The sequence below is a fragment of the Nocardia vinacea NBRC 16497 genome, from assembly GCF_000308835.1.
GTDB lineage: Bacteria > Actinomycetota > Actinomycetes > Mycobacteriales > Mycobacteriaceae > Nocardia > Nocardia vinacea.
This window is the reverse complement of sequence record NZ_BAGN01000082.1, coordinates 15,187-29,056: the sequence shown is the minus strand read 5'-3', so window position 1 is coordinate 29,056 and position 13,870 is coordinate 15,187. Positions and strand designations below refer to the sequence as shown.

Genomic DNA, 13,870 nt, shown 5'->3' with positions numbered 1-13,870 from the left:
CTCGGCCTGGATTGCGGCCGGGTCGAAGGCCGTTCCGGTGTCTGGCTGGCCGCGACCGAGCTCTACTCCGAGCGCAAGGTCGCCCAGATCGGCGTGCGAGTACAGCAGGGCGTCGCGCTGCACGGCATCTCGCTCAACTGCAATTCCGCGCTCGACGGCTTCCAGGCGATCGTCCCGTGCGGTATCCGCGATGCCGGTGTCACCACGCTGACACGCGAACTCGGTCGCGAAGTCACGGTGGCCGAAGTCAAGCCGCTCGTGGCCGCTGCGATCACCCGCGCGCTCAATGGCGAACTCCCGGTGACCGCACGCGACATCGTCCGCGCCGCACCGGCCGTGGAGCCTGCGAAGGCCGAATGAGTCGGCTGCTATCGCGTTGCCCGGGACAGTGATGGACTGCATCCGACGGCGGCGCACGGCAGGCGTAAGGTCGATCGAGTGACCTCAGCTTCAGCACCGGCAGGACGCAAACTGCTACGCATCGAGGCGCGCAACGCGGAGACCCCGATCGAGCGCAAGCCTCAATGGATTCGGACCCGAGCCAAGATGGGCCCCGAGTACACCGAACTCAAGGGCCTGGTGAAACGCGAAGGCCTGCACACGGTGTGCGAGGAGGCGGGTTGTCCCAACATCTTCGAATGCTGGGAAGACCGTGAGGCCACTTTCCTCATCGGTGGCGAACAGTGCACCCGCCGCTGCGATTTCTGCCAGATCGACACCGGCAAACCGGCCGCACTCGATCGCGACGAGCCGCGCCGGGTCGCCGAAAGCGTCCAGGCGATGGGCCTGCGCTACTCCACCATCACCGGCGTCGCGCGCGACGATCTCGACGACGGCGGGGCCTGGCTCTACGCCGAAACCGTCCGCGCCATCAAGGCTTTGAACCCGAACACCGGCGTCGAACTGCTCATCCCGGACTTCAACGCGGTCCCCGAGCAGCTGGCCGAGGTCTTCTCCGCCCGCCCGGAGGTGCTCGCGCACAACCTGGAGACGGTGCCGCGCATCTTCAAGCGGATCCGTCCGGCGTTCCGCTACGAGCGCTCCCTCGCCGTGCTGACCGCCGCCCGCGAAGACGGCCTGGTCACCAAGTCGAACCTGATCCTCGGTATGGGCGAAACCCCCGAGGAAGTCACCCAGGCCATGCGCGACCTGCACGAGGCCGGCTGCGACATCCTCACCATCACCCAGTACCTGCGACCCTCCCCGCGCCACCACCCGGTGGACCGCTGGGTCAAGCCGGAGGAATTCGTCGAGCACTCCCGCATGGCCGAGGAAATCGGCTTCGCCGGTGTCATGGCCGGGCCGCTGGTCCGTTCCTCCTACCGCGCGGGCCGTCTCTACGCCCAGGCAATGGCCCACCACGGCCGCGAAATCTCCCCGGCCATGGCACATCTCGCAGCGGAGGGCACCGCATCCCAGGAGGCCAGCTCCGTGTTGGCCCGCTTCGGCAGCTGACCGTCGCTGTGGCGATCGAACCAGGTGGCTACGCTGCTGGGTTCGATCGCCAGTGGCTGCAATGATCTCGATCGAACGCGGAGCGCCGCGACTGGATTCGCGGCCTCGGGTGCGGAATTCAGGTGTTCTCGGTCGACAGGAAGCCGGCGCCCCTGAGGAATCGAGTCGAGTCTTCTCGCCCGGAGACAGCGTCGAAAGCAGCAGCCGCGCGGACGAGCCGCCGAATTCTGGCGGCGTATACGACCGCCGACTCGGATTTCACTGCCGCACTTGACTTTATCCAACCGCAGCGAGGATGCGGTGCGAGTCAGGTTGTTGCCGAGTGCGCCGACTGGACGACACCGAGTTGCTGCATCATCCCGAGCGTGTCCCAACATGCCCAGTTTTCGACGATCTTGCCGTCCTGGAAGCGATTGATCGTGATTCCCTGAACGACCGCTGATTTGCCTGTCGGGGACATGCCCATCATCTCACCGTCGTTGGTGCCTGTCCCCGTCCATCGGGTAGTGACGAAATCGCCTTCGGCGATCTGCTCGTTGACCAAGAACCGTTGATCCGAGAACGCGGCGAGATACATTTGCACGAGCTTTTTGAACCCGTCGGGGCCGTGGATATCGGCGAACGGGTTCTGTGGATCGTGGTTGACGCAGTCAGCCGCAATCACCTCGTCGAATACGTCGAGGTCTCGCATGTTCCATGCGTCGAGGATGCGCTTGGCGGTGGCCTTGTTCTGCTCTGACATGGCGCTTCCTTTCGATCGATAGTGCCGAACCGGCGGCGGCCATAGTCGATACAGGCAGCATTCGCAGTGCCCGGCATTGAGTGTGGTGTGGAGCGCGGCCGCGATGCCAGCAGCGGATCCAGGCGCCGCAACCAGTATGTGGACGCTTTCATCACGACGGATGCCCGTCCGAATGTCGTCGGCGGACATCCAGCTACCCGCCGACCACAAACCCTGAAGCCGGTGTATCGCAATCATTGTGCGCCTCTTTCGTGCCCGAGGTAAGGGGACAACGGAGACCGCTGCGAGCCTGTACCGCACTCGCACGACATCTACCTGCGCTTTGATAGTTCAGCGAGTTGGGTTGGGTCGACCGAGAGGAGCCCTCGGACAGGAACACCGTGGTGACGCCGGCGCGGGCTGCTGCACGGATCGAGCAGAACGAGCAGATAGAGCTAGTGTCTAGTTAACTCACGTTCCAGATGGCCGCGCAGCTGCTCGAACGCCCCTACAGCCAGCGGACGCGGCGGTTGAACTCGCTCTGGCACGGCAGGGCCGAGGACCATGCGTAGCACCCGGCGTGAACCCCACGTGTACGCCACCTCACGCGCACTCGAACACATCGGATCGCCCGATCCGTGCACGCGATGCGACCACTGGTGGGAAGCTCGAAGGACCGTAGGTGTCGACCGAGGAAGCGAGACACATGGTCGAGAAAGCGAGTGCGTCCGCAGGGACCAACGGTAAGGCTGTGACGGCGCAGCGGCCGGAGGACATCCGGAATGTAGTGCTGGTCGGGCACAGCGGGTCGGGTAAGACCACGTTGGTGGAGGCGTTGGCGCTCACGGCGGGCGCGGTGAATCGCGCGGGCCGGGTGGAGGACGGAACGTCGCTATCGGATTACGACGAGATCGAACACCGCCAGCACCGATCGGTGCAGCTGTCGGTGGTGCCGATGGTGTGGCACGGGATCAAGATCAATCTGCTGGATACCCCCGGATACGCCGATTTCGTCGGTGAGCTGCGCGCAGGTCTGCGGGCGGCGGATGCGGCCCTGTTCGTCATCTCCGCGGCAGAGGGCGCCGAGGCCGTGAGCGGCGCGACCCGCGCGCTGTGGGAGGAGTGCGCGGCGGTCGGGATGCCGCGGGCCATCGTGATCACCCACCTCGATACCGCACGCGCCGAATTCGACGAGATGACCGAAACCTGTCGACAGGTACTCGGCGGCGGTTCCTCGGAAAACATTCTGCCGCTGCACCTTCCGGTGTACGGACCGAAGAGTCCGGACGGTCATCGCCCGGTGACCGGACTGGTCGAGCTGCTGCCGCACTGCATCGCGGACTACTCCTCCGGCGAGGAGGTTCAGTGCGAACCGTCCGCCGATCAACTGCCGCTGCTCGAGGAGGCGCGCAACCGGCTGATCGAGGGCATCATCGCCGAGAGCGAAGACGAAACCCTGATGGAGCGCTATCTCGGCGGCGAGGAGATCGAGCTGGCGGCACTGGTCGAGGACCTCGAACGCGCGGTCGCCCGGGGCAGCTTCCATCCCGTCCTGTTCGGCGCGCCCGCCCCGGAAGGGGCCAAACAAGGCCTCGGCACGATCGAACTGCTGGAGCTGATCACCGGCGGATTTCCCACACCATCGGAACATGCGGTCTCGGCGGTCACCACCTCCGACGGCGCGGCGCCGACCACCTTGCACTGCGATCCGGATGGCGCATTGGCTGCCGAGGTGATCCGCACCGCCTCTGATCCGTACGTCGGCCGTGTCTCGCTGGTCCGCGTATTCTCCGGCACCCTGCGACCCGATGACACCGTGCATGTCTGTGGTCACGGCCTGGAGGACCGCGGCCACGAAAGCCACGATGTGGACGAGCGCATCGGCGCCATCACCGCACCGTTCGGCAAGCAGCAGCGCCCACTCGGCCAGGCCATCGCCGGTGATATCGCCTATGTCACCAAACTGAGTCACGCGGAAACCGGCGATACCCTGTCCGGCACCGCCGCACCGCTGCTGATCGAACCGTGGCAGATGCCGGATCCCCTGCTGCCCATCGCCATTCAGGCACGCAGCAAGGCAGACGAGGACAAGCTCTCCAGCGGCCTGGCCCGGCTGGCGGCCGAGGATCCCGCGATCCGGCTGGAACAGAATCCCGATACCCACCAGATCGTGCTGTGGTGTCTGGGTGAGGCACACCGCGATGTCGCGCTGGAGCGGTTGCGCACCAGGTTCGGCGTGCAGGTCGACGTGACCGATCACAAGGTCGCGCTGCGGGAAACGTTCGCGGGCAAGGCGACCGGCAAGGGCAGACACGTCAAGCAGTCGGGCGGGCACGGACAATACGCGGTCTGCGAGATCGAAGTGGAACCGCTGCCGGGTGGATCGGGTATCGAATTCGTCGACCGAGTGGTGGGCGGAGTGGTACCGCGGCAGTTCATTCCGTCAGTGGAGAAGGGGGTGCGCGCCCAGGCGCTGCGCGGAGTGGCAGCCGGGTACCCGCTGGTCGATATGCGCGTGACACTTTTCGACGGCAAGGCGCATTCGGTCGACTCCTCCGATGCCGCATTCCAGACGGCGGGCGCGCTCGCTTTACGCGAGGCCGCTGCCGCCGCGGGTGTCGACCTGCTCGAACCGATCGCCGAAGTGTGGGTGGTGGTAACCGACGACTACGTCGGTCCGGTACTCAGTGATCTGTCCGGACGCCGCGGACGCGTCCTCGGTACCGAACCGCACGGCGCCGGCCGCACCCGCATCCACGCCGAGGTGCCCGAACTCGAACTCACCCGCTACGCAATAGATCTGCGCTCCATCTCACATGGCGCGGGTGATTTCACGCGCTCGTATATCCGGCACGAACCGATGCCGAATGCGCTGGCCGGCTCGGTCCGCGAGCAGGCCAGGAAATCGGGCTGATACCCAGCGCCACAGGATGTTTCGCTAGCGTCGAAGGAGCCGGGTGAGCAGTCCAGAGCGTTTCGTCGTCGACACCGAGCATTTCGGCAAGATCGTGATCACGCGGGCCGACGAAAGAGTAGTCACCACACCGGTATTCGACGATGGCACCGCGGTGACCATCGAGCGTATCGGTCCGCGCACTCGTCAGCGCGTTCCCATCGGTACGCGAAAAGCCAAGCGGCTGCGGGCATCGATCAATGATCGCCCCATCAGGTTGACCGTCGGCCGCGGGCATTTCTACTACCGGTGGACCTATCGTGCGGTCGCCGAGGTCGATGGCAAGATTTTGCGGCTGATGCCGACGGATCTGCACTCCAGCACATTGATGCTGGGGCAGAGGGGTCACGGCGATCATGTCCTCGGCGAGTTCATGCTGACCGGAACGCATCAGATCGATGTGGTGTGGGCGCTGCCGTTCACATCGCGCGACCATAAGGTAACCGTTCTACAGCCGACTCTGGAGGACGCGCTCATCGCCTATGCCTTGGTCACGGCATTCGGCACCGGAGGCGTGTCGCTATGGGAACTGGTCGAGATGGTGCTCCCGATCTGAACTTCTGCTGTCGCACAGAGTGTGCGGAGTTCGCACAAGCAACACGCCCATTGCCAGGATGGTGGTGCGACACATCGTGTGCAGTGGGTACGTGATCGTGACTGGTTGCGCCGCAGCTCGCGGGTTCGGGCCCGCTCCCTCGGAAAGGAAAGGGCCCGAACCGTTCTCGCTAGCTCACCAGGTTCTTCCGAAGTTGTACGAGGGTGCCGCCGTCCAGACCCAAGCCCTGCGCCAGGAACTTCCCGAAATCGCCATAGGCCTGTTCCATCGCAGCGATCGCGGTATCCAAGTACTCTTCACGAACTTCTTGCAACGGAATGAGCAGATCGGGATTCTGCATCAGTCCCGCCTGCTTCACCTGCTCGCGCAACTTGGCATCCGCCGCGGCCCGATATTGATTCGACAGCAGATAATCCTGCCGCGCAGTCTGTTCCGGCACTCCGACGGCCCGCAACACCACATACGTCAGCCAACCAGTGCGATCCTTACCCGATGTGCAGTGGTACAGCGTCGCCCGATCGGTCGCCGCCAGATCCCGAATCGTCTGCCCGAACTTCGCCCGCGAATCATCGGTGAAGAAACTGCGATACACGTTCGCCATGATCTCCTCGGCCTTCCCGTTCCCGAGCAGTTCCTCCTGCTTCTGCGGATCCCGGGACTGAATGGCCGCCAACATCTGTTGGAACAACCCGGTGTCATCGATCGGCCGCGCCACCTTCTGCACCCCCGCAGGCACCTTGTCGGCGCCGGCGAACTGCACCTCCGCGGGCGTTCGCAGATCGATCACGGCTTTGAGGTTCAGGGTTCCCAGCTTCTGCACATCGGAGTCGGTCAGCTTCTCCAGCGAATCCGCCCGAATAACCTTCCCGAACTTGACTTTCGCACCGTCATACGTCCGATACCCCCCGATATCCCGAACATTGACCGCCCCTTGCAGATCGATCTTCCCGCCGACCGCGGCCGCAACACCCGGCTCGGCCATCGCCGAAGGCTGTAGCCCCGTCACGGTCAACGCCAATGCCGCCGCGGCGGCCCCAATAAGTGAAACAAGTGAAATCCTCATGGCGCGGGACAGTAGAACCCATCCGCACCTGGTGCGTCACTTCCCACCGATCCCGCCGCAGTTACCCCACTCACCGGTATCAGCATGCCGCTCAATGGGATTCAGACTTTTTCTTTGACGCAAAAGCAGCCAGCTCGCAAGCGAAATCCGAGATCGGTTGCGGCAGTATCTAAGAAGTATATGCCTACTCGAAATTGCCCGCGCGGCATAACAAGTTGCAACCCCCCAACTACGGCGTGCGGCGAAGCGGTTGCCGTGCCCAGTGCTCGAGCGGACTGCTTGCGAGTTTCAACAGAAAGCTGGGGCCGGGCCATCGCATCACAGCCACATACGCCCCTCCTGCAGCCAGTGACACTCGACTCCGCTGCACACTGCGCGGAAGAACGATGCGGTTCGGTATCGGCATGTGGTGAGCGTCGAACAAACGACGACCGCCGAAGTGATTTCGCCAGCCAAATAATGAAAACATCACTACCACCACTGGATCACGATCGGACATCGCACCGATAAGCGACCAATGGCGGTCAGAACGAGCCTGCAACCGCGCCCGGCATTGTCACCTGAAATAGGGCAGTTTGCGACCAGCCACAGACATCATCTCTTCGTACGCCTATACCAAAAGCTCTCCGCAAAACGACGGAGCCCCATCCGTCGAACGGATGGGGCTCCTTGCCTCACAACGACTTACACGTCGAAGTAGAGCTCGAACTCATACGGGTGCGGACGCAGGTTCACCGGCGCGATTTCGTTTTCGCGCTTGAGGCTGATCCAGGTCTCGATGAGGTCGGGGGTGAAGACGTTGCCTTCGGTCAGGTAGTCGTGGTCCTGCTCGAGGCGGTCGATGACCGAGGCCAGGCTGGTGGGGGCCTGCGGGATGCCCTTGGCCTCCTCCGGCGGGAGCTCGTAGAGGTCCTTGTCGACCGGGGCCTTCGGCTCGATCTTCTTCTTGATGCCGTCCAGGCCGGCCATCATCATGGCGGCGAAGGCCAGGTACGGGTTACCCGAGGAGTCGGGCGCGCGGAACTCGATGCGCTTGGCCTTCGGGTTGTTGCCCGTGACCGGGATGCGGACCGCGGCGGAGCGGTTGCGCTGCGAGTACACCAGGTTGATCGGGGCCTCGTAGCCCGGGACCAGGCGGTGGTAGGAGTTCACGGTCGGGTTGGTGAACGCCAGCAGCGACGGGGCGTGGTGCAGGATGCCGCCGATGTAGTGGCGCGCCAGGTCCGACAGGCCCGCGTAGCCGGCCTCGTCGTGGAACAGCGGCTTGCCGTCCTTCCACAGCGACTGGTGCACGTGCATGCCCGAGCCGTTGTCACCGAAGAGCGGCTTCGGCATGAAGGTGACGGTCTTGCCCTCGGCCCACGCGGTGTTCTTCACGATGTACTTGAACAGCTGCAGGTCGTCGGCAGCGCCGAGCAGGGTGCCGAACTTGTAGTTGATCTCGGCCTGACCGGCGGTGCCGACCTCGTGGTGGCCGCGCTCGAGCTCGAAGCCCGCGTTCTGCAGGTTGGTCGAGATCTTGTCGCGCAGGTCGACGTAGTGGTCGTACGGCGCGACCGGGAAGTAGCCGCCCTTGTTGCGGACCTTGTAGCCGCGGTTGGGGGTGCCGTCCGGGTTGAACTCCGCGCCGGTGTTCCAGGAGCCCGAGACCGACTCGATCTCGTAGAAGGCGCCGTTCATGGCCGAGTCGTAGCGGATCGAGTCGAAGATGTAGAACTCCGCCTCGGCACCGAAGTACGCGGTGTCTGCGATACCGGTCGAGCGCAGGTACTCCTCCGCCTTGCGCGCGACGTTACGCGGGTCGCGGCTGTAGGCCTCCCGGGTGAACGGGTCGTGCACGAAGAAGTTGAGGTTCAGCGTCTTGGCCTGACGGAACGGGTCGAGCCGAGCGGTGCTGAAGTCGGGGAGCAGTAGCATGTCCGACTCGTCGATGGACTGGAAGCCACGGACGGAGGAGCCGTCGAACGCTAGCCCTTCCTCAGCGAGGTCAGCGGTGAAAGCCTTCGCGGGGATCGAGAAGTGCTGCTGCACACCGGGAAGATCACTGAAGCGAATGTCGACGTATTCGACTTCCTCTTCCTTGATGTGCTTGATGACCTCGTCGGCCGTGCTGAACGTCACTTGTTCTCCTTACGGATCGGTTCCCAGCCAGTGTCGATTGCATGGGTTCGTCGCGTCCAGACGCTATGGACGCGATGTTTCCCAGCAATCAAGGCCGTGTTTCGCCAGTGTTACACGTGCGGCTGGACGGGTGGTGAAGGCCACCTGGGCTCGAACAGCATGGTAGTCCTGCCATTCTTTCCAGCGCCCGCCGAGGTCAACTTGGGTTGAGGCGGTGTCCTACGACCGGTCGTAGAGGCCTATCCTAGGGGTCATGGCACGCATCAGCGGATCCTGGCTCTCCGGCCCCTCGGCGGATCCGGGTGATCCGGCAACCCCGGAGTTCCCCGGTCAGCACCTGGGTCTGCCGCGCTCGGGCGCCGGGTCGCTGGTCGGCATGTTGCGGCGCATCGTCGCACTCGTGGTGGACTGGTTCATCTCGCTCGGTGTGACCGCAATCATCGTGCGGCCGAATCCGGACAAGATCATCGCCGGGATGGATATTCCGGCCGGGAAGCCGCGCCCGTCGAACTTCGAGGCGATTGTGAGTGCCCTCACTACTCCCAATCTGCTCGTCTGGTTCGTGATCGGTATCGTCGCGGTGTCGTTGTTCGGGTACACGCCGGGCCAGTACTTCCTGCGCCTGCGCGTCATCCGCGTCGATGCGCCGGTGGCCGTCGGATTCGTGCGCGCGTTGGCTCGCCAGGTACTGCTGGTCTTCGTGGTTCCGGCACTGTTCACCGACGCCGACGGTCGCGGCATGCATGACCGCGCCACCGGCACCGCGGTCGTACGCTCGCGCTAGTGCCTCAGCGCGGGGCGTCGGAACAGTACGCTCCGGCGGTGTCTCTGAATCCGGTCATGCTGGCGGTCCGCCTGTTCCTCGAACTCGCCGCCATTTCCTCATTCGCGGTCTGCGGTTGGCGCGCGTTCGATTCGCCCTGGTGCTATGTGCTGGTTGTCCTGCTGCCGCTTGCCGCCGCCGCGGCTTGGGGGACGTTCGCGGTGCCCGGCGATCCGAGCCGCAGCGGAAATGCCCCGGTCGCGGTGGACGGCTGGGTGCGTCTGCTGGTCGAGATCGTGGTGCTGTTCGGCGGCGCGGCGGCATTCTGGCTCGCGGGGCTGCCTCGCTGGGCGCTGGTCTTCACCGCGGTGCTCGTCGTCTATCACGCCATCGGCTACGACCGGATCACCTGGTTGCTCGGCATCGGGCGAACCGGAACGACTCCTTAGAAAGGCCGAGGCCCGCATCCCATGGGATGCGGGCCTCGAAAACAGGATCAGCGCCGACGGATGGTGCGCTGCACCCCGCGCATCTTCGCGCCCGCGGGCATCGGGCCCTTGGGCAGTGCGGGACCGCTGCGCGAACTCAGCGCGGCCAGGCGACCCTCGATGAGGTCCATGCGCTTGGCGTCGATATTGCGAGGCAGCTTGGTGAGGTGCTTCTGCAACTCCTTCAGCGGGATCTGGCCCTCGTCGTTGCCGATGATGATGTCGTAGATCGGGGTGTCGCCGATGAGTCGCGCGGTGCGCTTCTTCTCCTGTGCGAGTAGCGACTTCAGCCGCTGCGGGGAACCCTCACCGATCAGGATGACGCCCGGCAGACCGATCACCCGGTGCACCGCATCCAGCTGGGTGGTCGCGGCGACGCCATTGCTGACCCGCCATTTGCCCTGCAGGTTGTCCAGCACCCAGGCCGCCGCACCCGCCTGGCCCTCGGCCTTGGCGTAGACATTCCGCTGCACCCGGCGACCGAAGATGATGAACGCGACGAGCACACCCAGCAGCAGACCGAGCGGCAGTAGGAACCACTGCAGCCCGAAGATGAGGCCGACCACCAGGAAAACGACCGTGATGCCGACGACGGCGCCGATCATCAAAGGCAGCAGCAGCTTGTCTTCCTTGCGCTGCATCTGGAACGCCTGCCAGAGCTGCTGGCGGCGTTCTTTCGACTGCTGCTTGCGGGCCGCCTTCGCCGCGGCCTTCGCTTCCTTCGACGGCGTGCCGCCCTTGCCTACTGCCATATTCACAGAATAGTGGCACGTCGGGTGGGTGCCCCCACCGCGTCAGTTCACGCCGCGACGCGCGATCTCGCCCAATGCGGTGAGATCCAGATCACCCGAGGTCTCGGTCCACCCCATGGCGCGCAGCTCAGCGGGCGCGCCGACGCCGAGTGCGTCGTGGAGGCCGACGGCGACCGAGCGTGCGAGCCCGCGCAGTGTGTCCAAAGACAGTGGCCAGAGCAGCGTGCGGGTCCAGTTGTCGATTTCGCGCCGTGCGACGGGTTCGCGCCAGCCGAGATCGCGCAGCATACGTTCACTGGTCGGCGAGATGGGCTGCGCGAGATAGGAATTGCCCGCTAGTTCGACGGTCAGTTTGATGTCGTATTGCACGAATTGGACATATCGATTGCCGGGGGCGGCGATGATCAGCGTTGCGCGGGAAGGTAGTTCGAAAAGACACTGCGCCAGCGCCTGCCCGAATAAGTCCCAATCCGTGATCACCGACTCGGTCATGCCTGCGCCCCGCTAACACTCAGCTCCGGCATGACCACGCGACTCGACTGTATTTACCGTTCACTCGCCTGCGCTCGCTCACAACTCCCCCGGGGACCCGCTCTGCCCGATCATACGCCGCGCTGCCTGGGGCACCAGTCGAATCGTATTGGCCGAGCTCGACCTTCACTCGGCGATAGCAAAAGCAAATAGCCCGCCGTTCTCACGAACAGCGGGCACCTGCTTCACGCGGTCGCAGCAACCGCCCCTGACCTCATCTGCCGCATGTCGTCCGATTCCGGAACCCGGCCGCGCCAGTGGAAAACGGGCACGTCCAGCTTGCGGCTCGTGGGCCGCAATGCCCACGACGCCACCACGCACAGCGCGAAAAAGCCGGTGTAGATCAGATGATTCGCGGCGGAATGGTGCGCGATATGCGAGGCGAATCCACCGGTCAGGTCGAAAAACGCACCGGCATAGGCCCATTCCTTCACCAGCGGAAAGCGCGGGACCGCAAGTGCCATGGCGCCGAGCACTTTCCAGAATCCGAGAATGGTCATGACATAGGTCGGATAACCCAATTCCGTCATGCCAGCAGCGGTCCCGCCGCGATGCAGCAGGTCGGCGATACCGCCCGATGCCAGGACGAACACGGTCAACCCGGTAGTGGTCCAGTAGCCGATCGATCGTGCGTTGCTCATGGTGTTCTCCTGCCTCATGTGCGAGCGTTTCCCGCTACCACCCCTGACCAGCGCGGGGGCCGAGATGTGACAGGCGCGGGTCAGCCCGCCTGCAGCTCGAGTTCCATGAGTTCCACGGTCTGCGGGTCGGCGAGCAGATCGATCGCCACGATCCGACCTTCGGACACGGTGAAATCGAAGACCACGCGCGGTTGGCCGCCGACGGACCACACGAGGCCCGCCCGTCCGTCGATGAGCGCGAGATGCGCCGCCCTGGCCCGGCCGGAGAAGGTCTGCGCGACCGCATTCGCACCGGCCGCGCCCGCGGCACCGGTGGCAATGGCCGCGGCGTCGACGCGCAGGACCACATCGGGATCGAGCAGGGTCAGCAACGCCGCGAATTCACCGCTGCGCGAGGCGGCGAGGAAGGCGTCGACGACCTCACGCTGGCGATCGCGGTCGGCGGCGGCTCTGACCCCCTGCACCCGCCGCCGCGCCCGACTGGCCAATTGTCGTGCGGCCGTGGGAGTTTTGCCGACGATCGGGGCGATCTCGTCGAAGGGCACGGCAAACATATCGTGCAGGACGAACGACAGCCGTTCCGGCGGGGCGAGGGTGTCGAGTACGACGAGTAGGGCCAGGCCGATCGAATCGCCGAGCACCGCTTCCTGTTCCGGGCCGTCGACATCCGGCACCGGTTCGAATTCGTCGAGCGGTTCCTCGCGCCGTGTCTTGCGGAACTGCAGCATATTCAGGCAGACCCGGGCGACCACGGTGGTGAGCCAGCCACCCAAATTCTCGATCTCATCGCTATCGGAACGGCTCAGTCGCAGCCAGGCCTCCTGGACGGCATCATCGGCCTCGCTGCCGGAGCCGAGCATGCGATACGCCACCGCGAGCAGATGCGTGCGGTGCTCCTCGAAGCGCTCGGCGAGAAATTTCTCGTCCACTTGTCACATTCTCCCGTTCGGGCTGGTCATGTACGTGAACCGGAAACCGGAACCGCGAAAAGGAGCGAATGATGACCGCTGGACTGCAGACCATCGTGTACCCCGTCACCGACCTGGTCAAGGCGAAGAGCGTGTACGGCGCGCTGTTCGGCTCGGAGCCCACCGCCGACACCGCGTACTACGTCGGCTACCGGGTGGCGGGCCAGGACATCGGCCTGGACCCGAACGGCCACAAGAAGGGTATGACCGGTCCGATCGGCTACTGGACCGTCGATGACATCGAGAAGCAGCTGGCCACCCTGGTCGATGCCGGTGCCGAGGTGACCCAGCAGCCGACGAATGTGGGCGGCGGGAAGCTGATCGCGACGGTCAAGGACACCGCGGGAATGTCTTCGGCCTGATGCAGCCGTAGGCGAGGATCGAACCATGCCCTCCGAGACCTATGACGTGCGCCCGATCGGCCGGGTGCGCTCGCCGCTGACCGATCCGGCGGATGCGCCGAAACAAGGCGACGAAGGCGCGCCGCCCGCCGAGATGGTGCTCGATCCCGAGGTCGCGGCGGGCACGGCGGGCTTGCGGCCCGGCGCTGAGGTGTTGGTGTTCACCTGGTTGCATCGGGCGGATCGGGAGGTGCTCGCGGTGCATCCGCGCGGCGACCGCACCCGCCCGGTCACCGGGGTGTTCGCGACGCGGGCCCCGCATCGGCCGAATCCCATCGGACTGCATCGGGTCACGATCGCCGATATCGATGGGGCGACGCTCACCGTGCACGGTTTGGAAGCGATCGACGGCACACCGGTGCTGGATCTGAAGCCGGTCCTCGGTCCGACCGCTGAGCGCTGAGTGGCACCCCCGTTCCGGGGGCTGGACTATCGACCAGCAGCGGTCGATAGTTCT

Annotated in this window: 16 protein-coding genes; 9 read left to right on the top strand and 7 right to left on the bottom strand. The window is 64.8% G+C overall.

Features of this window, described 5'->3' with window-relative positions; all coding sequences use genetic code 11:
* Together ON44_RS10365 and lipA are read left to right on the top strand one after the other, a co-directional pair.
* Nucleotides 1-360: lipoyl protein ligase domain-containing protein (locus ON44_RS10365; RefSeq protein WP_444543890.1), on the top strand; the 360-nt coding region annotated here is incomplete at its 5' end.
* A gap of 78 nt (nt 361-438) precedes the next feature.
* The gene (gene lipA, locus ON44_RS10360) at nt 439-1,455 is read left to right on the top strand and encodes a lipoyl synthase (RefSeq protein ID WP_040688480.1); all 1,017 of its coding nucleotides are present in this window, start codon (nt 439-441) and stop codon (nt 1,453-1,455) included.
* A gap of 307 nt (nt 1,456-1,762) precedes the next feature.
* Here the strand turns inward: lipA and ON44_RS48105 are convergent, their stop codons facing one another.
* The gene (locus ON44_RS48105; RefSeq protein WP_157187099.1) at nt 1,763-2,386 is read right to left on the bottom strand and encodes an ester cyclase; all 624 of its coding nucleotides are present in this window, start codon (nt 2,384-2,386) and stop codon (nt 1,763-1,765) included.
* Nucleotides 2,387-2,882: 496 nt separating this feature from the next.
* On the opposite strand from ON44_RS48105, the gene ON44_RS10350 reads away from it, so the two are divergent.
* Nucleotides 2,883-5,090, top strand: a complete 2,208-nt coding sequence (locus ON44_RS10350; protein WP_040688477.1) for an elongation factor G-like protein EF-G2 — start codon at nt 2,883-2,885, stop codon at nt 5,088-5,090.
* Between the two features lie 43 nt (nt 5,091-5,133).
* Complete coding sequence (locus tag ON44_RS10345) at nt 5,134-5,685, top strand: hypothetical protein (protein ID WP_040688472.1); 552 nt, start codon at nt 5,134-5,136, stop codon at nt 5,683-5,685.
* A 169-nt stretch (nt 5,686-5,854) separates the two neighbouring features.
* Here the strand turns inward: ON44_RS10345 and ON44_RS10340 are convergent, their stop codons facing one another.
* Both ON44_RS10340 and glnA read right to left on the bottom strand, forming a co-directional pair.
* Nucleotides 5,855-6,748: a tyrosine-protein phosphatase gene (locus tag ON44_RS10340; protein ID WP_040688466.1), complete on the bottom strand. Its 894-nt coding sequence runs from the start codon at nt 6,746-6,748 to the stop codon at nt 5,855-5,857.
* Nucleotides 6,749-7,432: 684 nt separating this feature from the next.
* Entirely contained in the window at nt 7,433-8,869 is a 1,437-nt protein-coding gene (gene glnA, locus ON44_RS10335; protein WP_040688464.1) for a type I glutamate--ammonia ligase, read from the bottom strand.
* On the opposite strand from glnA, the gene ON44_RS51280 reads away from it, so the two are divergent.
* The 3 genes from ON44_RS51280 to ON44_RS10325 are packed head-to-tail and all read left to right on the top strand — an operon-like array spanning nt 8,768 to nt 10,081.
* The gene (locus tag ON44_RS51280) at nt 8,768-9,079 is read left to right on the top strand and encodes a hypothetical protein (RefSeq protein ID WP_169338054.1); all 312 of its coding nucleotides are present in this window, start codon (nt 8,768-8,770) and stop codon (nt 9,077-9,079) included. The genes glnA and ON44_RS51280 overlap by 102 nt on opposite strands.
* Before the next feature lie 43 nt (nt 9,080-9,122).
* Nucleotides 9,123-9,653 carry an RDD family protein gene (locus ON44_RS10330; protein WP_040688463.1) on the top strand — a complete coding sequence of 177 codons (531 nt, stop codon included), beginning with the start codon at nt 9,123-9,125 and terminating at the stop codon, nt 9,651-9,653.
* Nucleotides 9,654-9,691: 38 nt separating this feature from the next.
* The gene (locus ON44_RS10325; protein ID WP_245567092.1) at nt 9,692-10,081 is read left to right on the top strand and encodes a YrdB family protein; all 390 of its coding nucleotides are present in this window, start codon (nt 9,692-9,694) and stop codon (nt 10,079-10,081) included.
* Between the two features lie 47 nt (nt 10,082-10,128).
* Here ON44_RS10325 and ON44_RS10320 read toward each other — a convergent pair whose 3' ends face one another.
* The 4 genes from ON44_RS10320 to ON44_RS10305 all read right to left on the bottom strand — a co-directional run bounded on the left by ON44_RS10320 (nt 10,129) and on the right by ON44_RS10305 (nt 12,973).
* Nucleotides 10,129-10,872 carry a DUF4191 domain-containing protein gene (locus ON44_RS10320; RefSeq protein ID WP_040688460.1) on the bottom strand — a complete coding sequence of 248 codons (744 nt, stop codon included), beginning with the start codon at nt 10,870-10,872 and terminating at the stop codon, nt 10,129-10,131.
* Between the two features lie 42 nt (nt 10,873-10,914).
* Nucleotides 10,915-11,364 (bottom strand): TY-Chap domain-containing protein, encoded by a 450-nt coding sequence (locus tag ON44_RS10315; protein WP_040688458.1) that lies wholly within the window; start codon nt 11,362-11,364, stop codon nt 10,915-10,917.
* Nucleotides 11,365-11,588: 224 nt separating this feature from the next.
* Nucleotides 11,589-12,044, bottom strand: a complete 456-nt coding sequence (locus tag ON44_RS10310; RefSeq protein ID WP_083897775.1) for a DoxX family protein — start codon at nt 12,042-12,044, stop codon at nt 11,589-11,591.
* Nucleotides 12,045-12,124: 80 nt separating this feature from the next.
* Nucleotides 12,125-12,973 carry a sigma-70 family RNA polymerase sigma factor gene (locus tag ON44_RS10305; RefSeq protein ID WP_040688456.1) on the bottom strand — a complete coding sequence of 283 codons (849 nt, stop codon included), beginning with the start codon at nt 12,971-12,973 and terminating at the stop codon, nt 12,125-12,127.
* A 71-nt stretch (nt 12,974-13,044) separates the two neighbouring features.
* Here ON44_RS10305 and ON44_RS10300 point away from each other — a divergent pair, with 71 nt between their 5' ends.
* Both ON44_RS10300 and tsaA read left to right on the top strand, forming a co-directional pair.
* Nucleotides 13,045-13,374, top strand: a complete 330-nt coding sequence (locus tag ON44_RS10300; RefSeq protein ID WP_040688488.1) for a VOC family protein — start codon at nt 13,045-13,047, stop codon at nt 13,372-13,374.
* Nucleotides 13,375-13,399: 25 nt separating this feature from the next.
* Complete coding sequence (gene tsaA / locus ON44_RS10295) at nt 13,400-13,816, top strand: tRNA (N6-threonylcarbamoyladenosine(37)-N6)-methyltransferase TrmO (RefSeq protein WP_085998512.1); 417 nt, start codon at nt 13,400-13,402, stop codon at nt 13,814-13,816.
* The last annotated feature ends 54 nt before the right edge of the window (nt 13,817-13,870 follow it).